This window comes from Microbacterium sp. Y832 (genome assembly GCF_057669765.1).
Map to the genome: position 1 here is coordinate 279,818 of NZ_JBYHFM010000004.1, position 16,432 is coordinate 296,249.

Consider the following 16,432-nt stretch of genomic DNA (forward strand, 5'->3'; position numbering starts at 1 on the left):
GGACCTTCAGCCAGACTAGTCGAGAGGCTACGCTCACTCCTGCTCGTCGTCAGTCGGCTCCGGGATGGGAGCCGGCGGCGCCTGGATCGCGGCGCTCACTTCCTGCGAGGGCCCCGTCGTGCGCTCGCCGGCGGAGCCGCCCGTGCACGTGACGGTGTAGGTCACGAGCAGGGTCGAGCCGGCGGCGCCGGTCACCTGCAGGTCTGCGGAACGCTCGTTGGCACCGAACCAGGCGGTGGACTGGCCCGAAGCGGGGAAGACGCCCTGAGTCGCCGTGAACTGGTAGCCGCTCACACTGCCGGTGCCCGAGGGGCAGCTATAGCCGTCCCAGCCGATCTGCACGGTGCTGCCTGCTTCGACCGTTCCCGAGATGCGTGCTGCGCCCGGCGTGCCCATGGGCACCTGCCCTGCGTACCGGGTCAGGGTGATGACGCGGTCGAACGGTACGTTTCCGACGGGATCGACGCGATAGACCAGACCGACGCTCGCCTCGTTGGGGGCGGCATCGCCGTCGACGCAGCTGACACCGAACCCGAGGCCGTCGAGGATCGCGGTGGCCGCTTCGCACGTCAGACCTTCGAGGTCGGCGGCGACGACATTCGCCGACGTCGGCTCCGGGGTCGGCGTCTTCGTCGCCGTCGTGCGCGTCGGAGTGGCCGACGTGGTCGTCGGTTCGGTCGCGGGCTCCTGATTGGCCACGAGCGCCCAGATCGTGCCACCGAGCACGAGAACGAGCAGGGTGATGAGTGCGACGAGAGGCCAGGTCCACGCGCTGCGCTTGCGCTTGCCGGTCTCTTCGCCTTCGCCTTCGTCCTCGCCGTCATCGATGGGCGAGCCGAGCAGTCGCGTCTCGGCTGACGTGTCGGTGCCGAGCAACTGCGTCATGTCGTCGCCCATCGCTGTTCCCGCGGCGATGGCAGGCACAGCGGCAGCGGCAGCGGCGACGTCGCCGCGGCGCAGAGCCGTAGCGGCGCGTGCGACGGCGGCCGCCGAGGCGGGGCGGTCTTCGGGCTTCTTGGCGATCATCGCCATGACGAGGTTCTGCACCGGCACGGCCACGCTCGGCGGCAGCGGCGGGGGCTGCTCGTTGATCTGTGCCATGGCAATGGCGACCTGAGACTCGCCCGTGAAGGGGCGCTTGCCGGCGAGGCACTCGTAGGCCACGATGCCGAGCGAATAAGTGTCGGTCGCGGGTGACGCGGAGTGGCCGGACGCCTGTTCGGGCGACAGGTACTGCACGGTTCCCATGACCTGGCCGGTCGCCGTCAGCGGCACCTGGTCGGCGATGCGCGCGATGCCGAAGTCGGTGATCTTGACGCGGCCGTCGGGTGTGATGAGCAGGTTTCCCGGCTTGATGTCGCGGTGTACGAGACCCGCGGCATGCGCGGCCTGCAGTGCGGCCGACGTCTGCGCGACGATGTCGAGCGTCTTGTCGGTCGAGAGCGAGCCGTCGCGTTCGATGATCGTCGACAGCGCTTCACCGGGCACGAGTTCCATGACCAGGAACGCGCTGCCGTTCTCTTCGCCGTAGTCGAAGACGCTAGCGATGCCCTCGTGGTTCACCAGGGCCGCGTGGCGGGCCTCTGCGCGGAACCGCTCGAGGAAGCCCGGATCCCCCATGTACTCGTCTTTGAGGATCTTGATGGCGACGGTCCGTCCGATGACGTGATCCGTTGCCTCCCAGACCTCGCCCATACCGCCGATCGCGATTCGCGAATCGAGCTCGTAACGGCCACCGAAAGTCACACCTTGTGTCGGTCTCATCTGCCCAGCACCGCCTCCATGACCTTCTTCGCAATGGGAGCCGCGATCGCGTTCCCGCTGCCCGACTGCCCTTGACCGCCGCCGTCTTCGACGACGACCGCAACGGCCACCTGCGGATTATCCGCTGGCGCGAAGCCCGTGAACCACAGGGAGTAGGGCCTTGCCCCGTTTTCTGCCGTTCCGGTCTTCCCAGCCACCTCGACCCCGTCTATTCTTGCACCGCTCGCGACACCCGCACTGACATTGGCCACCATGAGCGCCACCATGTCCGCGGCGATGTCCTCCTCGAGGGCGCGGCCGAACTCGGTGTCCTCGAACTCCTGCTGCACCGACAGGTCTGGCCCGATGATGCGATCGACCATCCGTGGATTCATGACGACTCCTTCGTTCGCGATGCCGGCAGACACCATCGCCATCTGCAGCGGCGTCGCCGTGAGGCGGCCCTGTCCGAAACCGGTGAGCGCGGTCTGCGCGGGATCGAGCACGCGAGGGTCATCCTCGGTGGGCGGGTAAGCCGAGGGGGTCGAGACGAGCGGCATCGAGAACGACGTGTTGAAACCGTACTTCTCGGCTTCCTCACGCATGGCCTCGGCGCCCAGCTGGACCGCGAGCTCGGCGAAGGGCACGTTGCAGCTCAGCCGCAGCGCGTCGGCGATCGTGACCGTCTCACCCGCGCCGCAGGTGCCACCCGACGCGTTGCGCACGGTGTCGTTGGACTGCGGCAGCTGATAGATCGCCGGGTTGGGCAGGGTCGATTCGGGCGTGTAGTCGCCCGACGCCAAGGCGGCCGAAGCGGTCACGAGCTTGAAAGTGGATCCGGGTGCGTTCAGGTCACCCGCGATCGCCCGGTTCGACAGCGGTTTGCCCGGGTTCGCGACGAGCTCGGCATACACACCGTTGACCTCCTCGGCGTTGTGCGAGGCGAGCAGATTGGTGTCGTAGCTGGGGCTCGTGACCAGAGCGAGGATGCGGCCGGTCGACGGCTCGATCGCGACGATGCCGCCCTGCAGACCGCCGAGTGCTTCGTAGGCGGCTGCCTGGACGGTGGCATCCATCGTCAGGGCGACATCCGAGCCGCGCGGCGGCTGTCCCGAGATGATCCGATCCAGCCGCGACAGGAACTGCGAGCCGGCCGTGCCGCTGAGTTCCTGGTTCATGGCAGCTTCCATGCCCGTCGATGAGCCCAGCACGGGGTTGATGTAGCCGGTGACGGGGGCCCACATGTCGGCATCCGTATAGACGCGCTGCCAGCTGTACACGTCACCCGAGGGGACGGACCGGGCGATCGCCGAGCCGCTCGCGATGATGGCGCCCCGCTGCACTTCGTACGAGTCGTAGAGCGCGCGTCGGTTCGCGGCGTTCTCGGCGAGCTCGTCGGCCTGCACGATCTGGATCCAGCTCGTCGAAGCGAACAGCCCCACGAACATGAGCAGCATCACGATGCTGAGTCGGCGCAGCTCTTTCGTCATCCGATCACCACCCTCGGTCGGGAACGCACGGAGTCCGAGATGCGCAGCAGCAGGGCGACGATGATCCAGTTGGCCACGAGCGAGGAGCCACCGGCGGCGAGGAACGGTGTCGTGAGACCCGTGAGCGGGATCAGCCGCGTCACGCCGCCGACCATGATGAACACCTGCAGGGCGATCGTGAACGACAGGCCCGTCGCCAGCAGCTTGCCGAAGTCGTCTTGGCCGGTGAGGCCGATCCGGATGCCGCGGCTCGTGAACACCATGTACAGGCACAGGATCGCGAAGACGCCGACGAGGCCGAGCTCTTCACCGAGCGCGGGAAGGATGTAGTCGCTCTCGGCGACGGGGGTGAGGTAGGGGCGGCCCTGGCCGAGTCCCGTGCCGACGAGTCCGCCCTGCGCGAGCCCGAAGATGCCCGTGACCAGTTGGAAGCTCGAGTTGTCCATCAGCTCGGGGTTGAAGGCATCCAGCCAGATCGTGAACCGTGTGCCGACGTACGGCAGCAGCCGGGATGCCACGAACGCGCCCGCCGCCGCCAGCACCACGCCGATGATGACCCAGCTGGTCTTGCCCGTTGCGACGTAGAGCATGGCGACGAACATGCCGAAGATGAGCAGGCCCGTGCCGAGGTCGCGCTGCATGACGATGATGCCGAGCGAGATCAGCCACAGAACGAGGAGCGGGCCCAGTTCTCGGGCGCGCGGCCACGTCACGCCCAGGAACCGCTTGCCGACCGAGCTCAGACTCTCGCGCGTACGCACGAGATAGCCCGCGAAGAAGATCGCGAGGCAGATCTTCGCGAGCTCGCCGGGCTGGAAGGTGAACAGCCCGACGTCCACCCAGACATCGGCGTTGCCTCCGCCGCTCAACCCCGGAATGATCGGCAGGATGAGGAGCAGAATCGCGACGAACCCGAAGATGTAGGTGTACCGGAACAGCACGCGGTAGTTGCGCAACAGGATGACGACGGCGATCGCGAGCACGAGAGCGATCCCGGCCCAAGCGAGCTGGCGCGTCGAGAATGCGCCCCAGCCCGTGCGGTCCCAGTGAAGGTCGAGCCGATAGATCATGGCGAGCCCGAGGCCCGTCAGAAGCGTGGCGATCGGCAGTACGAACGGGTCGGCGTCGCGGGCGCGCAGGCGCAGCACGATGTGGATCGCCAGCACAAGGGCGGCGAGCACGCCGCAGTAGATGAGGAACGAACTGTCGATCGCGCCCTGCGCACCGAGCTGGACCAGTGCGACGGCGGATCCGTTGATGACGAACGCGAAGACGAGCAGCGCGAATTCGCGATTGCGCTGCATCTGCGGAACCCGGATGCGCCGCAGTGCACGCACGACGGCGGTATCGGTGGTCACCGCCTGGGTGTCGGAACTCATGGCTCGCCTCCTTCCTCGAGCGTGATCGATGAGACGATGCCGCGTGCGCGGCGGAGCGAGTCGGCCGAGATCGTCTGCTCGATCCTTTCCCGGGTGAACGCCGAAAGCGAGTCGAGCTCTATGCCGGTGTCTTCGTAGACGGTCGACAGGCTGATCGGGCCGATGTTCTGCTGGATACCGCGGAAGATGACGACGGTGTCGTCGTCGGCGCCGACGTAGAACCGTGTCTGGGTCCACTGGTAGGCACCGAATGTCCCCGCGGCGAGCAGCCCGAGCACGAGCACGAGCCCGATGATCCAGCCGAACCGGCGGCGGCGCGCTCGGCGGCGGTCCTCTTCGATGAGCTCTTCGAAGAACTCGGCGGCCGGTTCGAAGTGCGTCGGCTCGTTCGCCGCCTGGCGTCCGGCGTGCAGCCAGCTCGTGCGCCCGGTGCGGGCGGCGGGCACGTCGATGCCGATGGGGTTCGAGGCCGATCCGACGATCGTCGGGGTGCCCGAGAAGAGCGGATGCTGCCCCCCGACGTCGACGATCACGATCGTGACATTGTCCGGGGCGCCGCCATCCAGCGCCTGCTTGAGCAGCTGATCGGCCGTGCGGCCGGGGGCGTGCCCGTATCCGAGCACCTTGGCCAGGTGCGCATCGTCGACGACGCCTGACAGCCCGTCCGAGCAGAGCAGCCAGCGATCGCCCGGCAGCGTCGGCATGACGAAGGTGTCGATCTCGGGCTCGGTCGCCATGTCGCCGAGCACGCGCATGAGCACGGAGCGTCGCGGATGGAAGCGGGCTTCTTCGGGTGTGATGCGCCCCGAGTCGACCAGCCGCTGCACGAACGTGTGATCGGTGGTGATCTGTGTGAGCGAGCCGTCACGGTAGAGGTAGATGCGCGAATCGCCGATGTGCGCGATGACGGCGTAGTCATCGACCATGACGAGCGCGCTCACGGTCGTGCCCATGCCGGCGAGCTCGGGCCGCACGTGCACCGTGTCGACGAGCTCGATCGCCGTGTCGGCGATCGCCTCGCGCAGGGCTTTTTCGGCCTCGGCCGGCGAGGTGAACGGCTGGTCGACGGCTTCGAGTCGGGCCACGGCGAGGCTGGAGGCGACGTCTCCTCCGGCGTGACCGCCCATGCCGTCGGCGACCACGAACAGGTTGGGTCCGGCGTAGCCGGAGTCCTGGTTGTTGGAGCGCACCTTGCCGGTGTGCGAGATCGCGGTGCTCGAGCCCTGGAAGACCATGCGCTCGGGGGCTACTTCTTCAGCTCGAACGTGGTCGCGCCGACCTTGATGGGTGCGTCAAGCGTCACCGGCACCGGGGTCGTCACGCGATTGCCGTCGTGCCATGTGCCGTTGGTCGAGTCGAGGTCCTGGAGCATCCACTGGTCGCCCCACAGCACGAGGCGGGCGTGATGGCTCGAGGTGTAGTCGTCGCGCACGACGAGGCCCGATTCGCTCGACCGCCCGATCGTGAGCGGTTCGGATCCGAGGGGGAGCTCGAGGCCCGCCTTGGGTCCGCTCGTGATGACGATGCGCGTCGCCGTCGCGGTCGTGGCGGGACCGCCCGGGCTCGGGCGCCCCCTCGCGGGGGGTGCCACCGGGGCGGTGGGCTGCGCGGCGGCCGGCGTGGAGGCTCCTCCGGCCATCGCGGACTCGGGCATCTTGCGCACCTTGACGCCGAAGAGGTCGGCGCGCAGGGAGTACACGACGGCGAAGACGAAGAACCACAGCAGCAGCAGGAAGCCGATGCGCAGCAGCAACAGGGTCAGTTCGCTCACGGCAGCGGTCCCTGTTCTCTCACGTCGAAGGCGCGCGTGACATCGCGCGGGGGCTGCGATATCGACGGCGGGGTCGCCTGCGCGACCACGCGGAACACGATATCGGTACGGCCGATCCGCACGATCGAATCCGGTGTCAGCGCGGCTTCGGTGACTTTGCTCCCGTTGAGCAGGGTGCCGTTGGTCGACTTCAGGTCGCGCACCATGGCGCGTTCGCCGTCCCAGAGGATCTCGACGTGCTTGCGGCTCGTCCCCGAGTCGGGGATCGTGATGTCGGCGTCGCTGCCGCGGCCGATGATCGTGCGAGACTTCGTCAGCGGGTGGCGGCGGCCGTCGATGTCGAGCACGCCACGCCACGCGACGCGACCCTGAGCCGTCGACGACTCCACGCGCAGGGTTCCGGTCGGCTGATTGTCGTCGCGCGCGAGGGTGATCGAGACCGGGCCCGCGAACGAATACCCCTGCTTCTTCGCATGCTTCTGCATGAGCGTCTGCAGCTCGTCATCGAGCGCGGACCCCAGCGACGCCATCTTGTCTTCGTCGGCCGGCGCGAGATGCACGGCGAACGTGTTGGGCGCGAGGATTCGGTCACGGCTGACCACGGCGGCCTTCTTGTCGAGCTCGCTGCGCAGTGCGGAGGCGATCTCGACGGGCTGGATGCCGCTGCGGAAGGTCTTCGCGAACGCGCTGTTGACGGCGCGCTCGAGACCTTTCTCGAAGCTGTCAAGTAGTCCCACGGAGCTCCTCGGACGGGCGTGCTTGGTTGCTTCATGCTAGTTGCACACGCTGGGGGTTCCCGGATTCCGGCGGATTCAGGTCAGGCGTGGTGCGCGTGATATCCTCGCTGAGTTGAGTGTGTTGCCCCAGGGCCATGCATCTCGCGCGAGTGGCGGAATAGGCAGACGCGCTGGCTTCAGGTGCCAGTGCCCGAAAGGGCGTGGGGGTTCAACTCCCCCCTCGCGCACGAAATGGAATGGCCCCCGATAGGGGGCTTTTTCATTTCGTGCCCGCGGGTCGGTGGTGAACTCCCGAAGGGGTGGGCCCCGGCCGCAGAGGCTCCGCGCGCCGCGCAGCGGCGTGTGGAGGGCGGTAGGGACAACTCCCCCCTCGCGCACGAAATGAAATGGCCCCCGGAAGGGGGCTTTCTCATGTCCTGGAGCCGTGGTGCGTGCCGTCTGGCCGCAGTCGCGCCCGTCACACCCCGTCGAGGGTGGGGGTGAGCACGAAGAGGATCTCTTCGGCATCGCGATCGAGCGCGGGGGCGCGGGTGACGGTGCGTGAGACCTCGGTGAACCCGTTGCGCTCCAGCACGGCGATGGCAGCGGTGTTGTGCGCTGCGACGCGTGCGAACAGGGGCCGAATCGGCTCGCGCGAGACGAGGATGCGCAGCGCTTCGGACGCGACGCCCCGGCCCCACGCGTGCCGCGCCGTCCAGAAGGTGACCTCGCGGTCGCCGTCGACGGTGAAGACCGCGACCGTGCCGGCGAAACCGCCGTTCTCGGTCACGATCTCCAAGCGCACCGCGTCGGCGGCACGTTCGCTCGCCATCCAGGCGTCGAACGCGGCGCGGTCGTTCGGGTCTTCTGCCGTGAAGGCCGCCAGAGCCGCCCCTTCGGGATCGCTCATCATCGTGAAGACGGCGTCGAGGTCGTCGTCGTCGAGATCGCGCAGCTCGATGTGGGTCACGGCCCCACCGTATCCAGCGTCCCGCTCTATGAGAACCCGTGCAGTTCGCGCACGAGCGATTCAGCCAAGACTCCGTCACGCGCGGCGACCGCCTCTTGCAGCTGCACGTAGGACTCCGTGCGTGCGACGGGGCACGCGATGAACGGACGCCACGCGGCGAGGTTGCGCCGGATGACGATCTCGGCCTCGCGCAGCACGGTGAGGAAGACGACGTTCCCCGTCGCTCTGACGACGAATCGGAAGAACCCCGTCGTGGCCTGCACGACGCCGGCATGGTCGTCGGCCCGCGAAGCCGACACGACCTCATCGAGAAGCGCGACGGCGCGCGCGATTGTCTCGTCGTCGATGCGACCGAGTGCGATCCGCAGGCACGTGCCGACCGTGTAGGCGATGAACTCGTCGGTGTCCCCGGCGAACGTCGGGTCGGGGACGGAGACCCGGGTGTAGCGGTTCGGCGCGATCTCGACCAGGCCGATGCGCTCGAGCCGTTGCAGAGCCTCGCGCACGGGGGTCCGCGAGACGCCGAGGCGCTCAGCGATCTCCTGATCGCGCAACCGTTCACCCGGTCGGAGGGTGCCGTCGAGGATCGCTTCGCTCAGAGTCGCGTAGACCTCATCGCCGAGCACCGCTCCGCGCGGGTCGAGCGGAAGCAGCGGGGTGGCCATAAATGCGTTAAGTGTATGGCGTGTGCGCATCGAGGACGCCTCTTCTGCGGGACCGGTATATCGGTAGAGTTGTCGATGTCGCGCTTTGGCGTGACGTATCCGGGGGGATCCGTCGACGCCCGGGCTTTGAGCTCAGCTCGGCCCGGGCGTCCGATGGCGTGTGCAACATTTGGGTCACGCTAATTCCGCGTGTCGCCGCTCTTCGTTAGCGTGTCAATCGACCCGCGCAGGTCGCGCGAGCACGCAAGGAACGGCATTTCATGAGCACGCAAGGTACTGTCAAGTGGTTCAACTCGGAGAAGGGCTTCGGCTTCATCGCTCCCGACGAGGGCGGCGCTGACGTCTTCGCGCATTACACCGCCATCGAGTCGAGCGGTTACCGCTCGCTCGAGGAGAACCAGCGCGTCGAGTTCGAGATCGCGCAGGGGCCCAAGGGCCTGCAGGCGGAGAACATCCGCCCCGTCTGATCCTCGGTTGCACGGTGCGGCGCTGCTGCCGCACCGTGCAACCTCAGACGATGTCAGGTGCCGCGGTTTCCGCGCACGAGTTCCAGGCCCGCGCCTGCGAACTGGCGCAGTGTCGCGTCGGGGAGGAAGGCGCGGGTCAGGCCCGCGCCGATACGGGTGAGGTCGCTCTCGTCACGGAACAGCAGGTGCATCGTCTCGTAGCGCGGGTGGAACTTCTCTTTGAACCGGTGCAGCGAGCGAAAGCCGTACACCGGCTCGAGCGCCTCGGCGAGGCTCTCGGACAGCACGGCGATCGCTCCCGCATCCGGGGGATAGTCGTGGGCCAGCGGCGCCCCTGAAAGGGACATGATCTCTGCGCCCTCTTCGGAGAAGAGCTTCGCCGACGCCCCGATCAGAAACTCCATGACCGGGCCGAAGCCGCCGTCGCGGCGCCGCATGAGGTCCAGCGTCCAGCCGCGCATGCGGCCGTCATCACTGTAGACGGGCAGCCACGAGAGGAACCCGTCGACGTCGCCCTGCGGCGAGATCGCCAGGGCGACGCGCACTTCGGGGTCTTCCGCCTCGGTCAGGGTGCCGAGGGTGAAACGCATCTCGGGCAGTCCCTTGTCTCCCACCCACATCTCCGAGATCGCGCGCAGTTGCTGGCGGATGCCCCACGGCTCATCGACGAGCCGTGTCATCCGGAAGGTCATCTCTTCGCGCTCTGCGCGGTTCAGCGCGCCGCGCACGGCGGCCCATGCCTTGCCCGTGAACGCCAACCCCGGCAAGTCAACGATCGTGTCGTCGGCGACGACGAGGCTGCGCCACCCCCGGGGAACGGCGGCGCGCGTCGCGTCGCTCGCGCTGAAGAAGCACGGCGCGAGGCCGGCCGCTTCGGCCGCCGCGATGAACTCGCGGACGCTCTCGGGGCGGGATGCCACGGGGCCGAGCGGATCCGCCAGGGCCAGTGCGACTCCGGCCCGCCGCTGATAGGCCACGATTCCGCTCGATGTGCGGGCGTAGGCGTTGCCCTCCCACGTCGTCATCCACGAGAGGGTGCCGCCTCCGTGAGCACGGAGCATCTGCTTGACGTCGTCGACGTCGGGTGTCGGCGCCTGCCCGATCCCCGACTTCCGACGCGAGCGGAAGGCGCCCCGCACCGAGATGAGGTAGATGGCCAATAGGGCCCAGAGGACGCCGTTGGCCAGCGCCAACTCGGTCTCGGCGTTGATGAATCCCTCGACGCGGCGCTGCGTCGTGATGATCATGGCGGCGAGCACGACGGCGCCGACGAGGATGTTCCATGCGGCGAGGATCAGGCTGAGCACCCACGCCCACCGGCGGCCGAGACGCAGGAAGTGTGCGATGACGACGATGACGACGACATCGATCGCGACGTCGATGAGACCACCGCTCGACGCCGGCTCCGTGGCGCCGAACGGCCCGTTGGTCGGGACGAAGAGCGTGATGATCTCGATCGTGCCCAGCACGATGATCGCGATGAAGGCGACGAGTCGCTGTTCGCGCACCGTCTGGCGCTGCAGGCGCAGCGAGCGGTCGACGAACAGGATGAGCAGCACGGCGAGCGTGTGTTCGAGGTCGGGAAGATTGCCCCAGAAGAGCATCGCGACGAAGACGAACGACAGCAGGACGAGCCAACCGCGCACGCGCCACGGCGGTCGGAAGAGTCCGATCGCGGCAGCGATGCATGCCATCGTTCCGCCGGAGGCGCCGACGTCGCGCAGCGCGGCCTCGGTCTGGGCCCATTCCCACTGCGCGAACGAGAACAGCCACAGCAGTAGCGCCGATGCGAAGATCGCAAATAGCTGCCCGACCCAGAAGTAGGCGAGCGCGACGACCGACCCGCGCTTGTACTCGAGGTACGCCATGCCCCAGAACGCCGAGATCGTGAAGATGTACACCCACGGCTGGTTGACGAAGAACGTCCCGAGCAGCGGGGTCCACCACAGGCCCTCACGGAAGGCGGGCAGGCCATAGGCGACGCGTTCGAACAGCGGCGCCTGTTCGAACGGCGACCAGAGCCCCGCGAAGACCACGCCGACGACGAGGACCAGTGCGACCAGCGTCAGCGTCGCCGGAATGCGCCTGAGGAAAGGGAGGACGAGCGTCAACGGAGTCGTTCTCGTGGCGGCACGCATGCCTTCACGATAGCGAGCGGCGGGGGTGCCTCAGCGCGCCGTGAGTTGGTCGTGGTCGGCGAGTGCCGTGGCGTCTTCGGCGTCGCGCATCGCCCGGCGCGCCGCATCAAGGGCGGCCACCGGGTCGGTGGACTGCCGGGCGTTCGCCAGTTCGGCCTGCGCCGACTGCAGGCGGGCGCGGGCGTCGGCTCCGGCGTGGTGACGCGTGACGGATGCCTCGGCGTGCACGAGCGCGGCGCGTGCGGCCGCGAGGGTTCCGGGAAGGGCGGTCCGGGCACCGCGCAGCCGCTGCTGGGCTGTCCAGGCGTCGCCGAGGGCGAGATCGAGCCGGTCGCGCAGACGCGCGATGGCGTCGACCGTGCGGGTGGGGTGGCGAGCGGCATCCCTCTCCAGGTTCGAGAGGGCGGTGTCGATCGCACGCAACTCGATGCCGAGGTGCGCGGCGTCGTCGGGTTCGAGGCGCACGCGGGTCGTCAGCGCGCCGCGCACGGCGTTGCGCGCCGAGTCGAACTCGCCCGGCAGCGCCTGCGCCGCCTGGAGCACGAGCCGGTGCGACTCCTCGAGGGCGCGCGCGTCGTTCTCTGCGGTACGCAGGCGACGCTCGGCGGCTGCCAGGTCATCGAGCGCGGATCGAGTGGGGTCTTGCGCAGCGGCGGCCGCGCGGTCGAGCAGGAGTTCGGCCTCGGCGGCGCCCGCGACGGCGCCGCGCGCCGATCGGGCGGCGCCCGTCCACTCGCTCTCGGCGAAGCGTGCCGACAGGTCGGCGACGAGCGCGTGGGGGTCGCCCATCGTCGTGCGCAGCGCGCGCAGGCGCCCCCGCGCGGACTCGACCTGGGCGGCGGCCGAGACGTGCGCGCGCGTCCAGGCGTCGTGTTCGGTGCGAGCCGCCTCGATGCCGGCGAGGGCTGCGGAGGCCCGGCGCTGGATGCGCGACGCGACGCGACGCACGTCATCGGGCGCGGCGGTGTCGCCGGTGATCGTGCGGTATTCGTCGAACGATGCGTCGCGTACGTGCTGCGCCGTCATGCGCGCGCGCCGCAGGGACGCCGGCGCCCCGCCGCCGTAGAGCGCGCCCGACAGGCCGAGGTCGAGGTCGAGTTCGTCGACGGCGTCGTCGAGCCGGACCAGGGCTGCACCGGCTTGGGCGCGCGACTGCGCTGCCGCCGCACGGGCGCGGGGCGAGTGCCGGGCGCGCCGCAGGGCCCACACGGCGGCGACGGCTCCCACCGCAGCGACGCCGAAGACGACGAGGGCGGGAATGAGCCAGCCGAGCGGGTCAGTCATCGGCGCTATCGGTCAGGAGCACGGATCGCAGACCCTCGGCGTCGTCGACGACAGCGGTGGCACCATCGGCCTCGTGCGGCCAGCTGAAGCCCCAGCGCACGAAGATGACGGGCACGCCGTTCTCGGCTCCGCCTTCTATGTCGTGGTGCCGATCGCCGACGAGAACGGGGCGGCTCGTGTCGACACCGAGCTCGCGCAGGCGTCGCAGCGATTCGCCCACGACATCCGCCTTCGTGGCGAGTGTGCGCTCGTCGGGGGTCGCGCCGACCAGCGTGCGGAAATGCGGTGCGAGGCCGAAGTGCTCCATGAGCGCGCCGACCTGGAGCTCGGGCTTGGACGACGCGGTCGCCTGGGGGATGCCGGCGGCGTCGAGATCGGTGATCAGCTCGGCCATGCCGGGGATGAGCTTCGCGCCCGAGGTGTAACCCTCGCGGTGCGCGAGCGCGCGGTAGAAGGCGACGGCCTCTTGCGCTTCGGCGGGGGTCATCCCGACGTTGTCCTGGAACGAGTCGAACTGCGGCGGGCCGATCCAGTGCGCGAGTTCATCACGCAGCGGAGGCGTGCGCCCGAAGTGCTCGAGGGTGATCGTGAGCCGACGCAGGATGCCCTCGGAGGCATCCACGATGGTTCCGTCGACATCCCACAGGATGCAACTCCAGGGCGATCGGCTCGGCATACGAACCACCATAGGTGTCAGAACAAACGGGGGGCACCGGACTCGATGCCCTTCATGCCCTCGTAATCCAACGTGACGCACCGGATGCCGCGGTCGGCGGCGAGCACGCGCGCCTGCGGTTTGATCTCCTGCGCCGCGAAGACGCCCGTCACGGGAGTCAGGTGCGGATCGCGCCCCAGCAGATCGAGGTAGCGCGTCAGCTGCTCGACGCCGTCGATGTCGCCGCGGCGCTTCACCTCGACCGCGATCGTGCCGCCCGCCGGGTCGCGCAGCAGCAGGTCGACCGGACCGATCGCGGTGGGGAACTCGCGACGCACGAGCGACACCCCCTCGCCGATGACGTCGACCTGTTCAGCCAGCAGGCGCTGCAGGTCGGCTTCGACGCCGTCCTTCTGCAACCCGGGGTCGATGCCGAGCTCGTGCGATGAATCGTGCAGGACCTCGTAGATGCGCACCAGCAGAGAGTCGCCCGACTTGGCATGCGTCACGCGCCAGTGCTCGAGCACGCCCGCGCTCGCCGACTCCTCGTCGGGGGTCTCCACCGTCAGAGCGCACGGCGGCGACATCCAGTTGAGCGGCTTGTACGAGCCGCCGTCCGAATGCACGAGCAGTGAGCCGTCGCCCTTGTGCACGAGGAGCCGCGTCGCGAGCGGCAGGTGCGCGTTGAGTCGACCGGCGTAGTCGACGGAGCAGCGGGCTATGACAAGACGCACCCGACGAGCCTAATGCCGGCGTGGGCGGGCGGCGGCGTGGTCAGCCGCCCGTGCCGAGGCGGGAGCCGGCGACGGGCTTGGCCGCACCCGAAGCGAGTCCGGACAGTGCGATGAGAGCGACGAGGATCCACAGCGTCGGGAGGAGCCCGACCTGGTGGCTGATCCAGCCGAGCACGGGAGGGCCGCACAGGAAGGCGACGTAGCCGATCGTCGCGGCCGCGCTCACCGCCGCCGCCGCCCGGGTGGGATCATCTGCGGCGGCCGACATGCCGAGGGGGAAGCCGAGCGATGCGCCCACGCCCCACAGCGCGACGCCGACGAGGGCGACGGGCAGGTTGGGGGCGAGGATGAACAGCGTGAGTCCGCCGGCTGCGGCGATCGCGAGGATGCGCAGCGTCCAGACGCGTCCGAAGCGGTCCACGAGCGGCCCGCCGACCGCACGCATGACCGTCATCGCGACCGAGAAGACCGTGAGGGCGATCGCGCCCTGCGCCTCGGTGCCGGCGTGCCCGTCGACGACGGCGAGGGGCAGCCAGTCGTTGGCGCCGCCCTCGGCGAAGGCCATACCCAGCATGATGAGCCCGATGAAGTAGATGCGCGGTTCGCGCCACACCGCCAGCGCCGCGAGGAACCGTTCGCGCCGCGACGCGGGGGCACCGTCCGTGCCGGGGTCGCTCGCGAACGCGCGGAGCGGGACGAATCGCACCGCGACGGCAGCCGTGGCCACGACGACTGCTCCGAGCGTCCACAAGTGCGCGGCTACCCCGACTCCCCACGCCGTCATGGCGACCCCGATGCCCGCGCCGGCGACCGTGCCGAGGCTGAACAGCGCGTGGAAAAGCGGCATCAACGTGCGCCCGAGGCCCCGCTCGTTGGCGGCGCCCTCGACGTTCATCATGATGTCGGTGCCCGCCATGCCGAGGCCCATCACCGCGAGCCCTGTGGCGGTGAGCGCATACGACGGCACGACGTCGACGCCGATGCCGACGATGACGAGACCGACGCCGAAGATCGTGAGACCCGCGAGCAGTCCGCGCCGCGCCCCCCACTGCGCCAGCACGGCGCCCGCGAGCGAGAGTCCGACGAGCGATGCCGCACCCAGCACGAACAGCAGGAGGCCGACTTCGAAGTCGTTGATCGCGAGTGACGACTTCACCGAGGGGATGCGCGACGCCCAGGTCGCGAACCCGAGACCCGTCGCGAAGAAGACCGCGAAGATCGCGTTGCGCCACCGGACCAGCTCTCGGCGGGGGAGCGTCGTCTGCATCGGGACACTGTATCGAATCGTTTCGACGCTTAGCAGGATGGGGCTACGATCGGTCGGACATGAGCACGCGTCGCCCGACCATCACCGACGTCGCGCGCGAGGCCGGAGTCTCGCCGTCGACGGCGTCCGTGGTCTTCAGCGGCAAGACGCCCGTCTCGGACGCGACCCGTGCACGCGTGCTGGACGCCGCCGGACGCCTGGGCTACACCGGCCCCGACCCGCGGGCTGCCTCGTTGCGCACGGGGCGCTCGGGCATCGTCGGAGTGGTCTTCCAGGAGCACCTCGGCACGGCGTTCCTCGACCCCGTCAAGACCCTCACGATGGACGGCCTGGCCGACGGCGTCGCCGACCTCGGGGCGGGACTGCTGCTGCTGCGCGATCCCCCCGACGCCGATGCCGCCTCACCCTCCCTCACGACGGCGCCGATCGATGCAGCCGTGCTCATCGGCTGCAGCGCCGAGCTGCGGCGCTCGCTCGACGACGTCCGCTCCCGGGGCATCCCGGTCGTCGTGATCGAGGGGGATGCCGGCGAAGGCGTGCCCCGGATCGGGCTCGACGACCGCGAAGCGCAGCGCCAGGCCGCGAGTCACCTGCGCGGGCTCGGACATGCCGATGTGCGCATCGTCACGCTGCCGCTGCACCACGGCTGGACCGGCGGGTGGGTCACGGCCGATGCTCCCACCGCGATCGAAGTGACGCGTGAGCGTCTCGCCGGCGCGCGCGACGTGTTCCCGGATGCCGCGGCCTATGCCGCAGCCGCCAGCTCGATCGACGAGGGGCTCACCGCGGGCCGCGCGATCTTCGCCGATGGTCGGCCGACCGCGATCATCGCGCAGAGCGATCTGCTCGCGACGGGGATCATCCGCGCCGCCGAGGAGGCGGGACTGCGCGTGCCCGACGACCTCTCCGTGACGGGCTTCGACGGGGTCGCGGTCGACGGCCTGGCGCCATATGTGCTGACGACTCTCGTGCAGCCGGCGACCGAGAAGGGGCGCAGCGCCGGACGCGCCGTGGCCGCTCTGCTCGCGGGTCGCGCGGCAGCATCCCTGCGCTTCACGTGCGTGTTCCGCGAGGGGAACACGACGACGATTCCACGGGCCTGAATCGCCCGATCCGGTTCGGAGGCGAACGTCACGCCGTTAGACTTGGCCCC

The 16,432-nt window shown here is 69.3% G+C and carries 15 protein-coding genes and 1 tRNA gene; 3 read left to right on the forward strand and 13 right to left on the reverse strand.

What is annotated here, in order from left to right; translation table 11 throughout:
* Nucleotides 1–33 precede the first annotated feature (33 nt).
* Genes AC25YV_RS09925 through AC25YV_RS09950 form a run of 6 tightly spaced genes read right to left on the reverse strand, consistent with a single transcriptional unit; the run spans nucleotide 34 to nucleotide 7,120 of the window.
* Complete coding sequence (locus tag AC25YV_RS09925; RefSeq protein ID WP_488123677.1) at nucleotides 34–1,764, reverse strand: protein kinase domain-containing protein; 1,731 nt, start codon at nucleotides 1,762–1,764, stop codon at nucleotides 34–36.
* Entirely contained in the window at nucleotides 1,761–3,233 is a 1,473-nt protein-coding gene (locus AC25YV_RS09930) for a peptidoglycan D,D-transpeptidase FtsI family protein (RefSeq protein ID WP_488123678.1), read from the reverse strand. The genes AC25YV_RS09925 and AC25YV_RS09930 overlap by 4 nt, the downstream gene beginning before the upstream one ends.
* Complete coding sequence (locus tag AC25YV_RS09935) at nucleotides 3,230–4,612, reverse strand: FtsW/RodA/SpoVE family cell cycle protein (RefSeq protein WP_488123679.1); 1,383 nt, start codon at nucleotides 4,610–4,612, stop codon at nucleotides 3,230–3,232. Before AC25YV_RS09935 ends, AC25YV_RS09930 begins: the two co-directional genes overlap by 4 nt.
* Nucleotides 4,609–5,847: a PP2C family protein-serine/threonine phosphatase gene (locus AC25YV_RS09940; protein ID WP_488123680.1), complete on the reverse strand. Its 1,239-nt coding sequence runs from the start codon at nucleotides 5,845–5,847 to the stop codon at nucleotides 4,609–4,611. Before AC25YV_RS09940 ends, AC25YV_RS09935 begins: the two co-directional genes overlap by 4 nt.
* Before the next feature lie 11 nt (nucleotides 5,848–5,858).
* The gene (locus tag AC25YV_RS09945) at nucleotides 5,859–6,383 is read right to left on the reverse strand and encodes an FHA domain-containing protein FhaB/FipA (RefSeq protein ID WP_488123681.1); all 525 of its coding nucleotides are present in this window, start codon (nucleotides 6,381–6,383) and stop codon (nucleotides 5,859–5,861) included.
* Nucleotides 6,380–7,120, reverse strand: a complete 741-nt coding sequence (locus tag AC25YV_RS09950; RefSeq protein WP_488123682.1) for an FHA domain-containing protein — start codon at nucleotides 7,118–7,120, stop codon at nucleotides 6,380–6,382. The genes AC25YV_RS09945 and AC25YV_RS09950 overlap by 4 nt, the downstream gene beginning before the upstream one ends.
* A 143-nt stretch (nucleotides 7,121–7,263) precedes the next feature.
* Here AC25YV_RS09950 and AC25YV_RS09955 point away from each other — a divergent pair.
* Nucleotides 7,264–7,347, forward strand: a tRNA-Leu gene (locus tag AC25YV_RS09955).
* A gap of 230 nt (nucleotides 7,348–7,577) precedes the next feature.
* On the opposite strand, the gene AC25YV_RS09960 is transcribed toward AC25YV_RS09955, so the two are convergent.
* Nucleotides 7,578–8,069, reverse strand: a complete 492-nt coding sequence (locus AC25YV_RS09960; RefSeq protein WP_488123683.1) for a GNAT family N-acetyltransferase — start codon at nucleotides 8,067–8,069, stop codon at nucleotides 7,578–7,580.
* A 26-nt stretch (nucleotides 8,070–8,095) separates the two neighbouring features.
* Entirely contained in the window at nucleotides 8,096–8,734 is a 639-nt protein-coding gene (locus AC25YV_RS09965; protein ID WP_488123684.1) for a GntR family transcriptional regulator, read from the reverse strand.
* Nucleotides 8,735–8,994: 260 nt separating this feature from the next.
* Between AC25YV_RS09965 and AC25YV_RS09970 the strand changes: the two genes are divergently transcribed.
* Entirely contained in the window at nucleotides 8,995–9,201 is a 207-nt protein-coding gene (locus AC25YV_RS09970; RefSeq protein WP_376129336.1) for a cold-shock protein, read from the forward strand.
* A 53-nt stretch (nucleotides 9,202–9,254) separates the two neighbouring features.
* Here AC25YV_RS09970 and AC25YV_RS09975 read toward each other — a convergent pair whose 3' ends face one another.
* Genes AC25YV_RS09975 through AC25YV_RS09995 form a run of 5 tightly spaced genes read right to left on the reverse strand, consistent with a single transcriptional unit; the run spans nucleotide 9,255 to nucleotide 15,279 of the window.
* The gene (locus AC25YV_RS09975; RefSeq protein ID WP_488123685.1) at nucleotides 9,255–11,339 is read right to left on the reverse strand and encodes a bifunctional lysylphosphatidylglycerol flippase/synthetase MprF; all 2,085 of its coding nucleotides are present in this window, start codon (nucleotides 11,337–11,339) and stop codon (nucleotides 9,255–9,257) included.
* 30 nt (nucleotides 11,340–11,369) lie between these two features.
* Nucleotides 11,370–12,623, reverse strand: coding sequence for a hypothetical protein (locus tag AC25YV_RS09980; protein ID WP_488123686.1), 1,254 nt, complete (start codon nucleotides 12,621–12,623; stop codon nucleotides 11,370–11,372).
* Nucleotides 12,616–13,299 (reverse strand): HAD hydrolase-like protein, encoded by a 684-nt coding sequence (locus AC25YV_RS09985; RefSeq protein ID WP_488123687.1) that lies wholly within the window; start codon nucleotides 13,297–13,299, stop codon nucleotides 12,616–12,618. The genes AC25YV_RS09980 and AC25YV_RS09985 overlap by 8 nt, the downstream gene beginning before the upstream one ends.
* A 17-nt stretch (nucleotides 13,300–13,316) precedes the next feature.
* A complete protein-coding gene (gene nucS / locus AC25YV_RS09990; RefSeq protein ID WP_488123688.1) occupies nucleotides 13,317–14,012 on the reverse strand; it encodes an endonuclease NucS in 696 nt (231 codons plus the stop codon).
* Nucleotides 14,013–14,052: 40 nt separating this feature from the next.
* Nucleotides 14,053–15,279 (reverse strand): MFS transporter, encoded by a 1,227-nt coding sequence (locus AC25YV_RS09995; RefSeq protein WP_488123689.1) that lies wholly within the window; start codon nucleotides 15,277–15,279, stop codon nucleotides 14,053–14,055.
* Nucleotides 15,280–15,338: 59 nt separating this feature from the next.
* On the opposite strand from AC25YV_RS09995, the gene AC25YV_RS10000 reads away from it, so the two are divergent.
* A complete protein-coding gene (locus AC25YV_RS10000) occupies nucleotides 15,339–16,382 on the forward strand; it encodes a LacI family DNA-binding transcriptional regulator (RefSeq protein WP_488123690.1) in 1,044 nt (347 codons plus the stop codon).
* Nucleotides 16,383–16,432 lie beyond the last annotated feature (50 nt).

Excerpts from the sequence above, each read along its gene's own strand:
- AC25YV_RS09925 (WP_488123677.1), bottom strand. The coding sequence starts at position 1,764 with ATGAGACCGACACAAGGTGTGACTTTCGGTGGCCGTTACGAGCTCGAT.
- AC25YV_RS09930 (WP_488123678.1), bottom strand. The coding sequence starts at position 3,233 with ATGACGAAAGAGCTGCGCCGACTCAGCATCGTGATGCTGCTCATGTTC.
- AC25YV_RS09935 (WP_488123679.1), bottom strand. The coding sequence starts at position 4,612 with ATGAGTTCCGACACCCAGGCGGTGACCACCGATACCGCCGTCGTGCGT.
- AC25YV_RS09940 (WP_488123680.1), bottom strand. The coding sequence starts at position 5,847 with ATGGTCTTCCAGGGCTCGAGCACCGCGATCTCGCACACCGGCAAGGTG.
- AC25YV_RS09965 (WP_488123684.1), bottom strand. The coding sequence starts at position 8,734 with ATGGCCACCCCGCTGCTTCCGCTCGACCCGCGCGGAGCGGTGCTCGGC.
- AC25YV_RS09970 (WP_376129336.1), top strand. The coding sequence starts at position 8,995 with ATGAGCACGCAAGGTACTGTCAAGTGGTTCAACTCGGAGAAGGGCTTC.
- AC25YV_RS09975 (WP_488123685.1), bottom strand. The coding sequence starts at position 11,339 with ATGCGTGCCGCCACGAGAACGACTCCGTTGACGCTCGTCCTCCCTTTC.
- AC25YV_RS09980 (WP_488123686.1), bottom strand. The coding sequence starts at position 12,623 with ATGACTGACCCGCTCGGCTGGCTCATTCCCGCCCTCGTCGTCTTCGGC.
- AC25YV_RS09985 (WP_488123687.1), bottom strand. The coding sequence starts at position 13,299 with ATGCCGAGCCGATCGCCCTGGAGTTGCATCCTGTGGGATGTCGACGGA.
- AC25YV_RS09995 (WP_488123689.1), bottom strand. The coding sequence starts at position 15,279 with ATGCAGACGACGCTCCCCCGCCGAGAGCTGGTCCGGTGGCGCAACGCG.
- AC25YV_RS10000 (WP_488123690.1), top strand. The coding sequence starts at position 15,339 with ATGAGCACGCGTCGCCCGACCATCACCGACGTCGCGCGCGAGGCCGGA.